We start from the raw sequence: 13,269 nt of genomic DNA on the forward strand, positions 1-13,269 counted from the left end.
ATGATCCCATCCTTATGGATTGCCAAAACCGGTCTGGATGCGCAGCAGACCAATATGGACGTGATCGCCAACAACCTGGCGAACGTCAGCACCAACGGTTTTAAACGCCAGCGTGCGGTATTTGAAGATCTGTTGTATCAGACCATGCGCCAGCCTGGCGCTCAGTCTTCCGAGCAGACCACGCTGCCTTCCGGTTTGCAGATTGGTACCGGCGTGCGTCCGGTCGCGACCGAACGTATCCACAGCCAGGGCAACCTGTCGCAGACCAACAACAGCAAAGACGTGGCGATCAAGGGGCAGGGCTATTTCCAGGTGGTGTTGCCAGATGGCACCCAGGCCTATACCCGCGACGGTTCGTTCCAGATCGACCAGAACGGCCAACTGGTGACCGCCAGCGGCTATCAGGTGCAACCGGCGATCACCATTCCGGCCAACGCCTTGAGCATTACCGTGGGCCGTGATGGCATCGTCAGCGTGACCCAACAGGGCCAGACGGCGGCGCAGCAGGTCGGGCAGTTGACGTTGACCACCTTTATCAACGACAGCGGCCTGGAGAGTATGGGTGAAAACCTGTATCAGGAAACCGAAAGCTCCGGTGCACCGAACGAAAGTACCCCAGGCCTCAACGGGGCGGGGCTGTTGTATCAGGGTTATGTTGAAACCTCTAACGTCAACGTGGCGGAAGAGCTGGTCAACATGATCCAGACCCAGCGTGCCTATGAGATCAACAGCAAAGCGGTATCAACGTCCGATCAGATGCTGCAAAAGCTGACACAACTGTAATCGACGGGCGCAGCCTGCTGCGCCCGTAATCCTTATCCAGAGCAACAAAGGCGATACCCGTGGTAACCACCTTTTTAGCGGCCAGCGTGCCGCAGCAAGGCAAGCGCGTCCTGGCCGGGATGCTGATGCTGACAGTCAGCGGCTGTGCCTATATTCCGCATACCCCTTTGGTTGACGGGGCTACCACGGCTCAGCCAGCACCGGCAGGCGCCCCGGTGCCGAACGGTTCAATTTTCCAGACGGTGCAGCCGATGAACTACGGCTATCAGCCGCTGTTTGAGGATCGTCGCCCGCGCAATATCGGCGACACGTTGACCATCGTGCTGCAAGAAAACGTCAGTGCCAGTAAGAGTTCATCTGCCAACGCCAGCCGCAACGGGGCCAGCAAGTTCGGCGTAGCCACGTCACCACGTTACCTCGATGGTTTACTTGGTAATGCGCGAGCCGACATGGATATCTCCGGTGATAGCACCTTTGGTGGCAAAGGCGGGGCCAACGCCAACAACACCTTTAACGGCACCATCACCGTCACGGTCAATCAGGTGCTGGCCAACGGCAACCTGCACGTGGTGGGCGAAAAGCAGATCGCCATCAATCAGGGTACCGAATTCATTCGTTTCTCCGGTGTGGTTAACCCCCGCACCATCAGTGGCAATAACTCGGTCACGTCCACCCAGGTGGCGGATGCACGCATTGAATACGTCGGTAACGGCTATATCAATGAGGCGCAGACCATGGGGTGGCTACAGCGCTTCTTCTTAAATGTTTCACCGTTCTAAGGATTGACCGATGCTGAAAAAGTTATTTCTCACACTGTCCATGATGCTGGTTTGTTTCCCGGCGTCGGCGGAACGCATCCGCGACCTGGTGACGGTACAGGGCGTGCGTGACAACGCCTTGATTGGCTACGGCCTGGTGGTGGGGCTGGACGGTTCCGGCGACCAGACCATGCAAACCCCTTTTACCACTCAGAGCTTGAGCAACATGCTGTCGCAACTGGGGATCACCGTACCGCCGGGCACCAACATGCAGTTGAAAAACGTGGCGGCGGTGATGGTGACGGCCAAGTTGCCACCGTTCTCACGGGCGGGGCAGAATATTGACGTGGTGGTGTCCTCGATGGGTAACGCCAAGAGCCTGCGTGGTGGGACATTACTGATGACGCCGCTTAAGGGCGTCGATAATCAGGTGTATGCACTGGCGCAGGGTAACGTGCTGGTTGGCGGGGCCGGTGCTTCCTCCGGTGGCAGTAGCGTGCAGGTCAACCAGCTGGCCGGTGGACGCATCAGCAACGGGGCTTCCATTGAACGCGAGTTGCCGACTACCTTCGGCCAGGACGGCGTGATCAACCTGCAACTGAACGACGATGATTTCACGTTGGCGCAGCAGATCAGCGACGCCATCAACCGCCAGCGAGGCGGCGGTACCGCCTCACCGCTCGATTCCCGTACCGTTCAGGTGCTGGTGCCGCGTGGCAATAGCTCGCAGGTGCGCTTCCTGGCGGATATTCAGAATATCAGCATTAACGTTGGGGCGATGGATGCCAAAGTGATCATCAACTCCCGTACCGGCTCGGTGGTGATGAACCGCGATGTGGTGCTGGATTCCTGCGCGGTGGCGCAAGGCAACCTGTCGGTAGTGGTCGATCGGCAAAACACCGTCAGCCAGCCGGATACGCCATTCGGCGGTGGCCAGACCGTGGTGACACCGAACACCCAGATTTCCGTGCAACAGCAGGGCGGTTCGCTGCAAAAAGTGAATGCCAGTGCCAACCTCAATAACGTGGTGCGTGCGCTGAATGCACTGGGGGCGACGCCGATTGACCTGATGTCGATCCTGCAAGCCATGCAGAGTGCAGGCTGCCTGCGCGCCAAGTTGGAAATTATCTGATGAGCAGCGATCTGATGGCCATGTCTGGGGCGGCCTATGACACCCAGTCGTTGAACGGTTTGAAGCGCGACGTCGCCGCCGATCCTCAGGGCAATATCAAGCAGGTGGCCCAGCAGGTGGAGGGAGTGTTCGTGCAGATGATGCTGAAAAGCATGCGTGCGGCGTTGCCGCAGGATGGCGTGTTGAGCAGCGACCAGACGCGGCTGTATACCTCAATGTACGATCAGCAGATCGCCCAACAGATGTCGCAGAAAGGCCTGGGGTTGGCGGACATGATGGTCAAACAGCTCTCCGCCGGGAACAGCCGCCCAAGCGAAACCGCAGGGACGGTGCCCATGGCGCTGGACAACGAGGTGTTGCAAACCTTACCGCGTCAGGCATTGGAACAGATGGTACGCCGGGCGGTGCCAAAAATGCCGCCAGTAGCTTCTTTGCCGCTGAGCAACGGCAACTTTGTCGCGCAGTTGTCTGTTCCGGCACGGGTTGCCAGCCAGCGAAGCGGTATTCCACACCAACTGATTATGGCGCAGGCCGCGCTGGAGTCCGGCTGGGGGCAACGCGAGATCCCGGCAGCGGATGGCTCACGCAGTTACAACCTGTTTGGCATCAAGGCGGGTAGCAGTTGGGATGGCCCGGTAACGGAAATCACCACCACTGAATTTGAGGAAGGCGTGGCGAAGAAGATCAAGGCTCGCTTCCGGGTGTATGGCTCCTATATGGAAGCGATTGGGGATTACGTCAAACTGCTGACCAACAACCCGCGCTATGCCAACGTTGCCAATGCCGCCAGCCCTGAGCAGGCAGCACACGCCCTGCAAAAGGCCGGTTATGCGACCGATCCGCTGTATGCCAAAAAGCTGGTCAGCATGATCCAGCAGATGAAAAACGCCGGGGAGCAGGTGAGCAAGGCCTATACCCACGATTTGCAGGATCTGTTTTGAGGTTACCCCTCACCCTAGCTCTCTCCCACTGTACAGGCAGAGGGTTGGGGTGAGGGGAAAACATTCATGCCCACCCTCAAGCTTTTTCCGCCGTGGCCGATAACCCAAACAGGCCGGATGGCAACGCCCGGCACACTATTTGACCTCTGTGGGCCGATGGCACCGCAGCATAAGGAACCTCTATGTCCAACAGCTTAATCAATACCGCGATGAGTGGCCTGAATGCGGCGCAGGTCGCGCTTAGCACCGTCAGTAACAACATTTCCAACTATAACGTGGCGGGCTATAACCGCCAGACCGCGATCCTGGCGCAAAACGGCGGCCTGGGTACCATGAACGGCTTTATCGGCAACGGAGCCACCGTGACTACGGTCAATCGCGAGTATAACCAGTTCATCATGACCCAGCTGCGCGGGGCGCAAAGCGAGGCTGCGGCCCAAAGCAGCTACTTTGAGAAAGTCTCCCAGATCGACAACCTGCTGGCGTCGAAAACCAACACCCTGGCGTCGGGCATGGAAGATTTCTTCAAAAACCTGCAAAACGTCGTCAGCAATGCCGGGGATGATGCCGCCCGTCAGACCGTGCTTGGCAAGGCCAACGGCCTGGTGAATCAGTTCAACAATGCGGATAAGTATCTGCGCGATATGGATGCAGGCGTCAACCAGCAGCTGAGCGACAGCGCCACGCAGATCAATACCTACAGCCAGCAAATTGCCCGCTTGAATAACGAAATCACCCAGGTGCGCGCCAGCAGCGGCGGCGGCGAGCCGAATGCCTTGCTGGATCAGCGCGATCAGTTGGTGACGGAGCTTAACAAGGTGGTGGGGGTTCAGGTCACCCAGCAGGATGGTGATGCTTATACCGTGACCTTCGCCAACGGTTTGACGCTGGTACAAGGCAATTCCTCCTATCAGGTCGCGGCGATCCCTTCCAGCAAAGATCCGTCCCGCCTGACGCTTGGTTACGATCGCGGCAATGGCACCAACGAAATCCCGGAAAGCCAGATTGGCAGCGGTAGCGTCAGTGGCGTGTTGAAATTCCGCAGTGAATCATTGGATGGCGCACGTAACCAGTTAGGGCAACTTGCCCTGGCGCTGGCCGACAGCTTTAACCAGCAGCATCGCGAAGGTTTTGATATTAACGGCGATGCGGGCGGGGATTTCTTCAGCTTTTCCGGTGGTCGCGCAGTCAATAATACCAACAACACCGGTAACGCCTCGCTGTCGGTCGACTTTACCGACACCGGCAAGATCAAGGCCAGTGATTATCGGGTAGAGTTTGACGGTGCCAACTGGCAGGTCACGCGCCTGGCCGACAACGCCAAAGTGCCCGCCACCGCAGGCACCGATGCGGATGGCAAACCGACGCTGAGCTTTGATGGTCTACAGGTCGGAGTAACGGGCAGCGCGAATAAGAATGACAGCTTTACCGTGAAACCGGTCAGCGATGTGGCCGGCACTCTGAAAGTTGCCATCAGCGATTCGGCCAAGTTTGCTGCCGCAGGGGCGGAGGATGGTGGTAAGGGCGATAACGACAACGTCAAGAAACTGCTCGATCTGCAAACTGCCAAAGTGGTGGAAGGCAAGGCAACCTTGAGCGGAGCCTATGCCGGATTGGTCAGCAGCGTGGGTAACCAAACCGCCACCGCCAAGGTCAACAGCACCTCACAAAACAATATTGTGACCCAGTTGCAAACCCAACAGCAGTCCATCTCCGGGGTCAACCTGGATGAAGAGTACGGCGAACTGTTGCGTTTCCAGCAGTATTACATGGCCAATGCGCAGGTGATCCAGACCGCCAGCTCGTTGTTTGACGCCATACTGAATATCCGTTGATATCACCGTTAATCGCAGCCGGTATACCGGCTGTGGAAGCTCTTATTGAGGAACCCAATCCATGCGCATGAGCACCAGCATGATCTACCAACAGAATCTGTCGGGGGTCACCAATAATCAGTCTCTGTGGATGCAGTCCGGGCAGCAGCTTTCCAGCGGCAAGCGCGTGCTTTACCCTTCGGACGATCCGTTAGCGGCGTCACAGGCGGTGATGATCTCGCAGTCGATGTCGGAAAACAGCCAGTACGCGTTGGCGCGCACCTTCGCTCGTCAAAACATCTCGATGGAAGAAACCGTGCTGCGTAGCGCTGCCGACGGTATCAAGGACATGAAAACGCTGATCGTCAATGCCGGTGACGGCACCATCAGCGACAATGACCGCGACTCCTTGGCCACTCAGCTGCAAGGGCTGAAAGATCAGTTGCTTAGCCAGGCCAACAGCACCGACGGTAACGGCCGGTTTATTTTCGCTGGCTTTGCCAATGATAAAGCGCCGTTTGTCGATCAGAACGGCACGGTGGTTTACCAGGGCAGCAATTCGGCCATTGAACAAAAAGTGGATGCCAACCGCACCATGACCGTGGGCCACACCGGTAGCTCGGTGTTTATGTCATTGACCAGCAACGTGAAACCGGAACCAGATGGCAGCCCTTCGGAAACCAACGTGTTCAAAAGCATCGACTTGGCGTTGAAGGCGTTGAAGACCCCGTTGCAGGGGGCCGATGAGGCTACCCGCGCCCAGGTTACCGCCGATCTCGACAAGGCAAGCCGTGGGCTGGATAACAGCTACAACAACGTGCTGAGCACCAGTGCGGTACTGGGGACCCAGTTGCAAGAGTTGGATGTATTGGACAGCATCGGCGTGGAAAATAATACGGCGAACCAAAACCAACTGACCGCGCTGGTGGATGCGGATGTGGTTGAGGCGATTTCGTCCTACTACATGCAGCAGGCGGCCTTGCAGGCATCGTATAAAACCTTCAGCGATATGCAGGGTATGTCACTGTTCCAAATGAACCGCTAATACCCGTCGTCTTTCAAACTACAGCGTTGTTACCTGCACTTGCCCACCCCAGTCACTTACAAAAACGTAAGCTCCTGGGGATGAGCAAGCTTGTCGCCTAGCTGTAGCTTGAAATCCATAGGGTATTAATTCTTGATGGCTTATATTCATTGAGTAGGGCACGGCGCTCTATAAAGTGGATATAAAGCGCCGCGCCGTTTTTACACAGCCTGATTTAACGCCGGGAAACGTCAAGATATTCCGACTGGATAAGTGACCTTTATTTTTAATACTACGCGCTTAAATGCGCGTTATTTTTTCTTTTTGGCGACGGTCCAGATTTTACCGCACTCGGATGGCGTGATCTGGATGCGATTGGTGACCCAATGTGCCATGCCTAAGGCTCTGCGTGCTTTCCTGTTTTTCATCTTCATTCCATGCTCCTGGCCTAGTTTAGGTAGAAAAAGCGAGATAAATAAAATGCCGCTGCCCGCAGGCACGGTATTTTATTTTTCGGATTGTTGGTTGTTTTCAATAAATCACCAGCCAAACCAATGGCTTTTTTAGCGTATTGCGACGCTGAGAGATTTATTTAATGAGGCCATTCTAAGGTGGGTATTTTATTATTCAAGCCCGGGCAGATAATCGCCGCTAAATCTGGTTAATTTGCCTTTTTCAACTTTTTATCTCGGAAAATATCGTTCCCTGCTAGTTTGTCTTGCGGGTCACCCCGGCGTTACGGGGACATGCCGCCGATCACTACCGCCAGCCGATCGAAAAACTCACCGAACAGATGTTCACAGAACGGGGCAAGCATCGGCATCATCATGCCGAGGGTCAGCATTCCAATGGTCAAGGTTACCGGAAAACCGATAACAAATACCGACAGCTGCGGCGTGACGCGGTTAAGCAGGCCTAGCGCCAGGTTCAGCGTCAACAGCAGGCAGATCAGCGGCAGTGCCAGCATCATCCCGTTAATGAAGATCAGCGTGCCCGCCTGGGTCAGCGCCAGGAAACCGTTGCCGTTCAGCGGTTGCGCCTGGATCGGCAATGTATGGAAACTGTCTGCCAACAGTGAAATCAGCCACAGGTGACCATCAAAGCTGAGGAACAATAGCATCGCCAGCAGGTTCAGCAGGCGTGCCAGCAGCGGCGTATTAGGGCCGCCGGAAGGATCGAAGAAGGTGGCAAAGGACAGCCCCATCTGCATGCCGATCACTTCCCCCGCCAGGCGCACCGCCGCAAAGGCGAACTGCATGGTCAACCCGATCGCCACGCCGATCAGGATCTGCTGCACGGCCAGCCATAGGCCGGTGGCGGAAAACAGCGGGATATTGCTGGTGGGCAGCGTGGGGGCGATCAACAACACGATCAGACCGCCCAGGCCAATTTTCACCCGCTTGGAGATCTGTTTTTCGCTGAACAGCGGGGCGGTGCTAATCAGCGCCAGTATGCGCAGGAGTGGCCAGAAGAACTGGCTGAGCCAGACGGTAAGCTGGGCACTGTCAAAGGTCAGCACGGTTAGCCAATCAGGTTTGGCAGGTTGCTGAACAGCATACGCATATAGTCCAGCAGCAGATTCAGCATCCACGGCCCGGCGATAATCAGGGTGGCGACTACGGAGAGAATTTTGGGAATAAACGACAGCGTCATTTCGTTGATCTGGGTGGCGGCCTGCAACAGGCTGACGATCAGCCCGCTGAATAGCGCGGCCAGCAGCAGTGGGGCGGCCAGTGCCAGCGCCACTTTCATCGCTTCCGTACCTAGCGCCATTACCGATTCTGGTGTCATCTTTATTCTCCAATATGGGGAGTTTTTAGCCCCTCACCCCAACCCTCTCCCAAGGGAGAGGGAGCTAAATGGTGCTATTGATAAGTCTCTGCGCCTTCGGCAACAACGCTACAGCATCAGCAAACTCGATAGGTCTCCTCTCCTTGGGGTTAGGGTGAGGGGGCCACTCAAGATCTAGCTATAAAAACTCTGTGCCAACGACCCCAGCAGCAGTTGCCAGCCGTCCACCAACACAAACAGCATCAGTTTGAACGGCAGCGAGATGGTGGCAGGTGGCACCATCATCATCCCCAGCGCCATCAGCACGCTGGCGACTACCAGATCGATGATCAGAAATGGAATAAACACGGTAAAACCAATCTGGAAGGCGGTTTTCAGCTCACTGGTCACATAGGCCGGCAACAGAATACGCATCGGCACGGCCTCTGGGCCTTCCAACGCGGGCAAGTTAGCCAGCCTGGCGTACAGGGCGAGATCGCTTTCCCGCGTTTGGCGCAGCATAAATTCGCGCAGCGGTTGCGAACCTTTGTCGATCGCCACCTCCATGCTGATCTTATCCTGGCTGAACGGCAGGTAGGCATCCTGATACACCTTGTCGAACACCGGTGACATGATGAAGAAGGTCAGAAACAGCGCCAACCCGAGCATCACCTGATTGGGCGGTGCCGACGGGGTGCCAAGGGCGTTACGCAGCAGCCCCAGTACGATGATGATGCGGGTGAAACTGGTCATCATCAGCAGCATCGCGGGCAGGAAACTGAGTGAGGTGATCAGGACCAGCGTTTGTACCGGCAGCGTCCAGCTTTGGCCGCCGTTGGCCGTCGGTTGGCTAATCAGCCCCGGCAACTGAGCCAAAGCGGCTGGGCTGAGTAGTAGCAGGCCAGCGGCTAGCAGCGGGCCAATAGCCCGGCGAGGGGGAAATGAATTCATGCCGATTTATCCGGGCGTTTTAACACGTTTTGCATTAACTGGCGGAAATCTGCCGGTGATTTTGTATCGGTTGCCGCCTGCGCGGGTGGCGCAGACAGGGTGTGCAGTGGGGTGATCTGCTGAGCCGTGACGCCCAGCACCAGCCAGGTGTTATCTACTTCAACGACCACCACGCGTTCGCGTTGACCAACCTGGCAACTGGCCCGCAGGTTGAGCAATTTTTGATTGCCACGGGCCTGCGGGGCCAGCCCCAGCCGACGAAACAGCCAGCCAGCGAGCAGGATCAGCAGCAAAATAGCGCCGAGCGCGCTGCTGACCTGCATCAATACCGAGCCGGTGGGCAGCGGCGAACCGGCGGGCTGCTGAATGCTTTGTGTCTGCACGCTGGCGTTGGGGTTCATCAGCGGCTCAGGCGGCGCATGCGCTCGGAAGGGGTGATGATATCGGTGATACGTACGCCAAATTTGTCGCCGACCACTACCACTTCGCCTTGGGCAATCAGATAGCCATTGATCAGGATATCCAGTGGTTCACCGGCCAGACCGTCCAACGCCACCACCGAACCCTGCGACAGGCGCAGCAGTTCTTTGATGGTCATCTTGGTGCGCCCCAACTCCACGGTCAGCTTGACCGGGATATCCAGGATCAGATCGATATCTTGCAGGCTACCCAACGCATCCTGAGCTTCCAGCGTCTTGAAGACGCCTTCGGTAGAGGCGGATTTCTCGCTCGCCTGTTGCTCGTTAAACGCATCAGCCCACAGATCGTCTACGGAGCCCGCTTCTTCGCCAGACGGTTGTTTAGGATCACTCATTGGGCTGTTCCTCACTCAGGGCATTCAAAATAGGGTTAATCAAATGTTCAACACGCAGGGCGTACTGCCCGTTCAAGGTGCCGTATTGGCTGGTCAATACCGGGACGCCGTCCACGTGGGCGATCAGGCGATCCGGTTTATCAATCGGTAACACGTCGCCTGGCTGTAGCTTCAGCACTTTCGACAGGCGCATCGGGATATCGACAAAGTTGGCGATCAATTCCAGTTCGGAATGCTGTACCTGCTTCACCAGCGTTTCCCGCCACTGGCTGTCTTCCTGACGGGCATTCTCCAGCGGCGGATTGGTCAACAGCTCACGTAGTGGCTCGATCATGGCGAACGGAATACAGATATTGAACTCGCCGCTCAGCGCACCAATCTCCACCTGGAACGGCGTGGTCACCACGATATCGTTGGGAGAGGTGGTGATATTGGTGAACTTGACCTGCATTTCGGCGCGCACGTATTCCACATTGATCTTGTATATGGCACTCCAGGCATCGCCGTAGGCGTCCAGCGCCAACCGCAGCATGCGTTTGATCACCCGTTGCTCGGTCGGCGTAAATTCCCGCCCTTCGACCTTGGTAGGGAAACGGCCATCGCCGCCGAACAGGTTATCCACGGCGATAAACACCAGGCTGGGGGCAAACACGAACAATGCCGTGCCGCGCAGCGGGTTCAGATGCACCAGGTTCAGGTTGGTCGGCACCGGCAGGTTGCGGGCAAATTCATGGTAAGGCTGGATCTTGATCGATCCTACGGTGATATCCGGGCTGCGGCGCAGCAGGTTAAACAGCCCCATGCGGAACTGACGGGCGAAACGCTCGTTAATGATTTCCAGCGCGTGCAGGCGCTCACGCACCACGCGACGCTGGGTCGTGGGATCGTAAGGTTTGACCTCGCTTTCCTGACCGACAACGACGGCGGGTTCATCCGCCGCGCTGTCGCCATTGAGCAAAGCGTCGATCTCGGCCTGTGAAAGAATACTGTCGCCCATGGTTAATTACCGCAGTATGAAGGCGGTGAACAGCACATCGCTGACCACTTGCTTCGGTTGTCCTGCCACCAGCGGTGGGCTGAGCACATCTTTAATCTGTGTCACCAGTTGCTGTTTGCCTTGCTCATTGGCCAGTTGACTGGCTTCCTGGCGTGAAAGCAGCATTAGCAGACGGCTACGCACCTCAGGCAGAAAATCGTTCAGCCGGCGGCGCGTCTCTTCATCGGGCAGGCGCAACGTCAGGCCGATATACAGTACGCGATCGAGGTTATTATCCGGCGTCACCAGATTGACGGTAAAGGTATCCAACGGCATAAACACCGGTGCCGGAGGGGGCAGTTGTTTGGCCTCGGCGGCTTGACCATCTTTAGGTTGTTGCATCAACCACCAGCTATAGCCTGCGGCACCGCTGGCACCCAGGGCGATCAGTACCAGCAGGATCACCAGTATCGGGCGTTTCTTTTTTGCTGCTGTTGGCAGGGAATTCTGAGACATTGCTAAACCAAATCCTGTTCTCTGCGCGCTGACAAGCTGCACGCATTACATGTAAATCCATTATCCCGCGTATTCCGGCCTGCAATAGCCAGAATAGGCGGGGAAAAGCGTGCCAGCTTGGGCGTTTGCACGCCGTCAGGCGAAAATATCAACGCCATCAACCGAGCGGGCCATCGCCTGTAATGCTGCCGGCGCAGTTACGGCCTCAATGCCAGTTTCGGCGCTGCCATGCTGTTCGCGGTAAGAAGGTTGGCTACCTTGGTGAGAGGCCTGCTGCTGTGACTGTTGCGGCTGGGGCAGCGACTCGCCGCCAACGCTGCTTTGGCCAAGGTTGATACCGCTTTCCGCCAGTGCATGACGCAGATGGGGCAGCGCCGCCTCGACCGCAGCACGGACCTGGCTGTGTGCCGAAGCGATATGCAACTGGGCCTGGTTATCATCGAGCTTCAGCGTGATTTGCAAAGCCCCTAACTCCTGCGGGTGCAGGCGTAATTCGGCGCTCTGTTGGCCGTTGCGCTGGAACATCAGTACCTGCTGACTCAATGCCTGCTGCCACTCCGGGCTGCCGAGCTGAGCGTTCAACTGCGGCGTTGCCGGTGCGCTCACCGTCGCGCTGATTGGGTTGCTGGCGATAACCGGGCTGGAAACGGGGGCAGGGGCGGTGTGTTGTGGCACCGAGGACGATGGTGCTGATTCCGCCGCCAGCTTCAGTGGCGTCGCGATGTCGTCCTGGCTGCCATCGGTCTGAGAAGACAACACCGCAGCCGTGTCCGCTTTAGCGGTCGATGTGGATTTGTCTTCTATGTTCGCCGATGCTTTGGTAACCGTCAGGCTGGGGGTTGGCAACGCTGATTTGTCGCTCAGGGTGGCTAACAGTGATGAAGTGGCGGCTAGCGGCGCTTCGTCTCCGGTTGACTCAGCGGTGCTGGCATTCCCATTCCCTTGTGGCGGCATCACGGTGGCTGGCAGCATGGCAAACAGGGCCTGCAAGGTAGCCGCATCTAAAGTGTCGGCTGGCTGCAAGGATTGCTCGTCATCGATCTGGTTATCCTCTGCCACGTCCAGATCCTGCGGAGCGGTCAGCAACTGCTCACGATCGCTAAATGAGGCCAGCAATTGATTAAGCCGTTGACGGTCAAGGGTCGTGATTTTGGGATCCGCAGCCAGTAACTGTGCCGCGTTTGGCTTGCCAGTCGGCTGTCCGTCGGGCATGAAGCGCTCGCCTAGCAGTTGAGCAAAGCTGGCAGCCAGCCCGGCGTCATCCAGTGGCAAGGCGGCAAGGCCAGTCTCCGTACCGTCAGCGGTCGGCGGCAGGCCAGAAAGAACGTTGAGATTCATGGATTCAGATTCCTTTGTGAACTGCGTTGCGCGAACTCATCCATCAGCTTTTGGTCACGCTTGTTTTCCAGCATCAGTTCGGCGCTGAGGGCGCGGGTGTTGAGCGTTTCGAACGCGTTCAGCCGCTGCTGCTTGTCTTGCCACTGCTTGACCGCCCGTTCCACTTTTTCGCTCCACTGCACCAATTGCTGGCGGTGCTGGCTGATGGCCTGCTCGAGCGTGCCGATAAACTGTTGGTAGTTTTGCCAACTGGCGGAGCCCATCCCGCTACACAGGGTGCTGTTCAGCTTTTGCCGATACTCATCCTGGTAGTTGAGCAGCATGGCAAGCTGCTGCTCTGCCGCCTGTTGCGCCTGACGTGCCTGGCCGAGGTGTTGTGCGGCCTGTTCTACGGCATCCTGTGCCAGATCGCGCAGGATAATCAGCGGTGACTGTGGTTTCATGGTGCTCAG

The 13,269-nt window shown here is 57.1% G+C and carries 16 protein-coding genes; 6 read left to right on the top strand and 10 right to left on the bottom strand.

The annotated features are described in order from the left end of the window. The 6 genes from flgG (at position 1) to flgL (ending at position 6,473) form a co-directional block, all read left to right on the top strand. Positions 1-783, top strand: coding sequence for a flagellar basal-body rod protein FlgG (gene flgG, locus ACRDCA_RS16830; RefSeq protein WP_025121512.1), 783 nt, complete (start codon positions 1-3; stop codon positions 781-783). 119 nt (positions 784-902) lie between these two features. Beyond that, positions 903-1,562, top strand: coding sequence for a flagellar basal body L-ring protein FlgH (gene flgH / locus ACRDCA_RS16835; protein WP_051588670.1), 660 nt, complete (start codon positions 903-905; stop codon positions 1,560-1,562). Positions 1,563-1,572: 10 nt separating this feature from the next. Then, positions 1,573-2,673 carry a flagellar basal body P-ring protein FlgI gene (locus tag ACRDCA_RS16840; RefSeq protein WP_438690564.1) on the top strand — a complete coding sequence of 367 codons (1,101 nt, stop codon included), beginning with the start codon at positions 1,573-1,575 and terminating at the stop codon, positions 2,671-2,673. Then, entirely contained in the window at positions 2,673-3,614 is a 942-nt protein-coding gene (flgJ, locus tag ACRDCA_RS16845) for a flagellar assembly peptidoglycan hydrolase FlgJ (RefSeq protein ID WP_438690565.1), read from the top strand. Before ACRDCA_RS16840 ends, flgJ begins: the two co-directional genes overlap by 1 nt. 182 nt (positions 3,615-3,796) lie before the next feature. Beyond that, positions 3,797-5,449 (top strand): flagellar hook-associated protein FlgK, encoded by a 1,653-nt coding sequence (gene flgK / locus ACRDCA_RS16850; RefSeq protein WP_438690566.1) that lies wholly within the window; start codon positions 3,797-3,799, stop codon positions 5,447-5,449. 61 nt (positions 5,450-5,510) lie between these two features. Then, entirely contained in the window at positions 5,511-6,473 is a 963-nt protein-coding gene (flgL, locus tag ACRDCA_RS16855) for a flagellar hook-associated protein FlgL (RefSeq protein WP_438690567.1), read from the top strand. Positions 6,474-6,763: 290 nt separating this feature from the next. Here the strand turns inward: flgL and sra are convergent, their stop codons facing one another. From sra to fliJ, 10 genes are all read right to left on the bottom strand, one after another. Beyond that, positions 6,764-6,886 carry a stationary-phase-induced ribosome-associated protein gene (gene sra / locus ACRDCA_RS16860; protein ID WP_438690568.1) on the bottom strand — a complete coding sequence of 41 codons (123 nt, stop codon included), beginning with the start codon at positions 6,884-6,886 and terminating at the stop codon, positions 6,764-6,766. A gap of 302 nt (positions 6,887-7,188) precedes the next feature. Further along, a complete protein-coding gene (gene fliR / locus ACRDCA_RS16865) occupies positions 7,189-7,971 on the bottom strand; it encodes a flagellar biosynthetic protein FliR (RefSeq protein WP_438690569.1) in 783 nt (260 codons plus the stop codon). Positions 7,972-7,973: 2 nt separating this feature from the next. After that, a complete protein-coding gene (gene fliQ, locus ACRDCA_RS16870) occupies positions 7,974-8,243 on the bottom strand; it encodes a flagellar biosynthesis protein FliQ (RefSeq protein WP_025121519.1) in 270 nt (89 codons plus the stop codon). A 174-nt stretch (positions 8,244-8,417) separates the two neighbouring features. Next, complete coding sequence (gene fliP / locus ACRDCA_RS16875) at positions 8,418-9,173, bottom strand: flagellar type III secretion system pore protein FliP (RefSeq protein WP_438690570.1); 756 nt, start codon at positions 9,171-9,173, stop codon at positions 8,418-8,420. Beyond that, complete coding sequence (gene fliO, locus ACRDCA_RS16880) at positions 9,170-9,574, bottom strand: flagellar biosynthetic protein FliO (RefSeq protein ID WP_438690571.1); 405 nt, start codon at positions 9,572-9,574, stop codon at positions 9,170-9,172. Before fliO ends, fliP begins: the two co-directional genes overlap by 4 nt. Further along, positions 9,574-9,987: a flagellar motor switch protein FliN gene (fliN, locus tag ACRDCA_RS16885; protein WP_438690572.1), complete on the bottom strand. Its 414-nt coding sequence runs from the start codon at positions 9,985-9,987 to the stop codon at positions 9,574-9,576. Before fliN ends, fliO begins: the two co-directional genes overlap by 1 nt. Further along, the gene (gene fliM / locus ACRDCA_RS16890) at positions 9,980-10,984 is read right to left on the bottom strand and encodes a flagellar motor switch protein FliM (RefSeq protein ID WP_438690573.1); all 1,005 of its coding nucleotides are present in this window, start codon (positions 10,982-10,984) and stop codon (positions 9,980-9,982) included. The genes fliN and fliM overlap by 8 nt, the downstream gene beginning before the upstream one ends. A gap of 6 nt (positions 10,985-10,990) precedes the next feature. Further along, the gene (fliL, locus tag ACRDCA_RS16895; protein WP_438690574.1) at positions 10,991-11,479 is read right to left on the bottom strand and encodes a flagellar basal body-associated protein FliL; all 489 of its coding nucleotides are present in this window, start codon (positions 11,477-11,479) and stop codon (positions 10,991-10,993) included. Between the two features lie 135 nt (positions 11,480-11,614). Continuing rightward, entirely contained in the window at positions 11,615-12,817 is a 1,203-nt protein-coding gene (locus tag ACRDCA_RS16900; protein ID WP_438690575.1) for a flagellar hook-length control protein FliK, read from the bottom strand. Next, a complete protein-coding gene (gene fliJ / locus ACRDCA_RS16905) occupies positions 12,814-13,260 on the bottom strand; it encodes a flagellar export protein FliJ (RefSeq protein WP_438690576.1) in 447 nt (148 codons plus the stop codon). Before fliJ ends, ACRDCA_RS16900 begins: the two co-directional genes overlap by 4 nt. Positions 13,261-13,269: the final 9 nt, after the last annotated feature.

This window comes from Serratia sp. (in: enterobacteria), assembly GCF_051654945.1.
Lineage (GTDB): Bacteria > Pseudomonadota > Gammaproteobacteria > Enterobacterales > Enterobacteriaceae > Chania.

Bases quoted from the DNA above. Each gene is read 5' to 3' on its own strand.
- flgG (WP_025121512.1), top strand. From the start codon at position 1: ATGATCCCATCCTTATGGATTGCCAAAACCGGTCTGGATGCGCAGCAG.
- flgH (WP_051588670.1), top strand. From the start codon at position 903: ATGCTGATGCTGACAGTCAGCGGCTGTGCCTATATTCCGCATACCCCT.
- ACRDCA_RS16840 (WP_438690564.1), top strand. From the start codon at position 1,573: ATGCTGAAAAAGTTATTTCTCACACTGTCCATGATGCTGGTTTGTTTC.
- flgJ (WP_438690565.1), top strand. From the start codon at position 2,673: ATGAGCAGCGATCTGATGGCCATGTCTGGGGCGGCCTATGACACCCAG.
- flgK (WP_438690566.1), top strand. From the start codon at position 3,797: ATGTCCAACAGCTTAATCAATACCGCGATGAGTGGCCTGAATGCGGCG.
- flgL (WP_438690567.1), top strand. From the start codon at position 5,511: ATGCGCATGAGCACCAGCATGATCTACCAACAGAATCTGTCGGGGGTC.
- sra (WP_438690568.1), bottom strand. From the start codon at position 6,886: ATGAAGATGAAAAACAGGAAAGCACGCAGAGCCTTAGGCATGGCACAT.
- fliQ (WP_025121519.1), bottom strand. From the start codon at position 8,243: ATGACACCAGAATCGGTAATGGCGCTAGGTACGGAAGCGATGAAAGTG.
- fliP (WP_438690570.1), bottom strand. From the start codon at position 9,173: ATGAATTCATTTCCCCCTCGCCGGGCTATTGGCCCGCTGCTAGCCGCT.
- fliO (WP_438690571.1), bottom strand. From the start codon at position 9,574: ATGAACCCCAACGCCAGCGTGCAGACACAAAGCATTCAGCAGCCCGCC.
- fliN (WP_438690572.1), bottom strand. From the start codon at position 9,987: ATGAGTGATCCTAAACAACCGTCTGGCGAAGAAGCGGGCTCCGTAGAC.
- fliM (WP_438690573.1), bottom strand. From the start codon at position 10,984: ATGGGCGACAGTATTCTTTCACAGGCCGAGATCGACGCTTTGCTCAAT.
- fliL (WP_438690574.1), bottom strand. From the start codon at position 11,479: ATGTCTCAGAATTCCCTGCCAACAGCAGCAAAAAAGAAACGCCCGATA.
- ACRDCA_RS16900 (WP_438690575.1), bottom strand. From the start codon at position 12,817: ATGAATCTCAACGTTCTTTCTGGCCTGCCGCCGACCGCTGACGGTACG.
- fliJ (WP_438690576.1), bottom strand. From the start codon at position 13,260: ATGAAACCACAGTCACCGCTGATTATCCTGCGCGATCTGGCACAGGAT.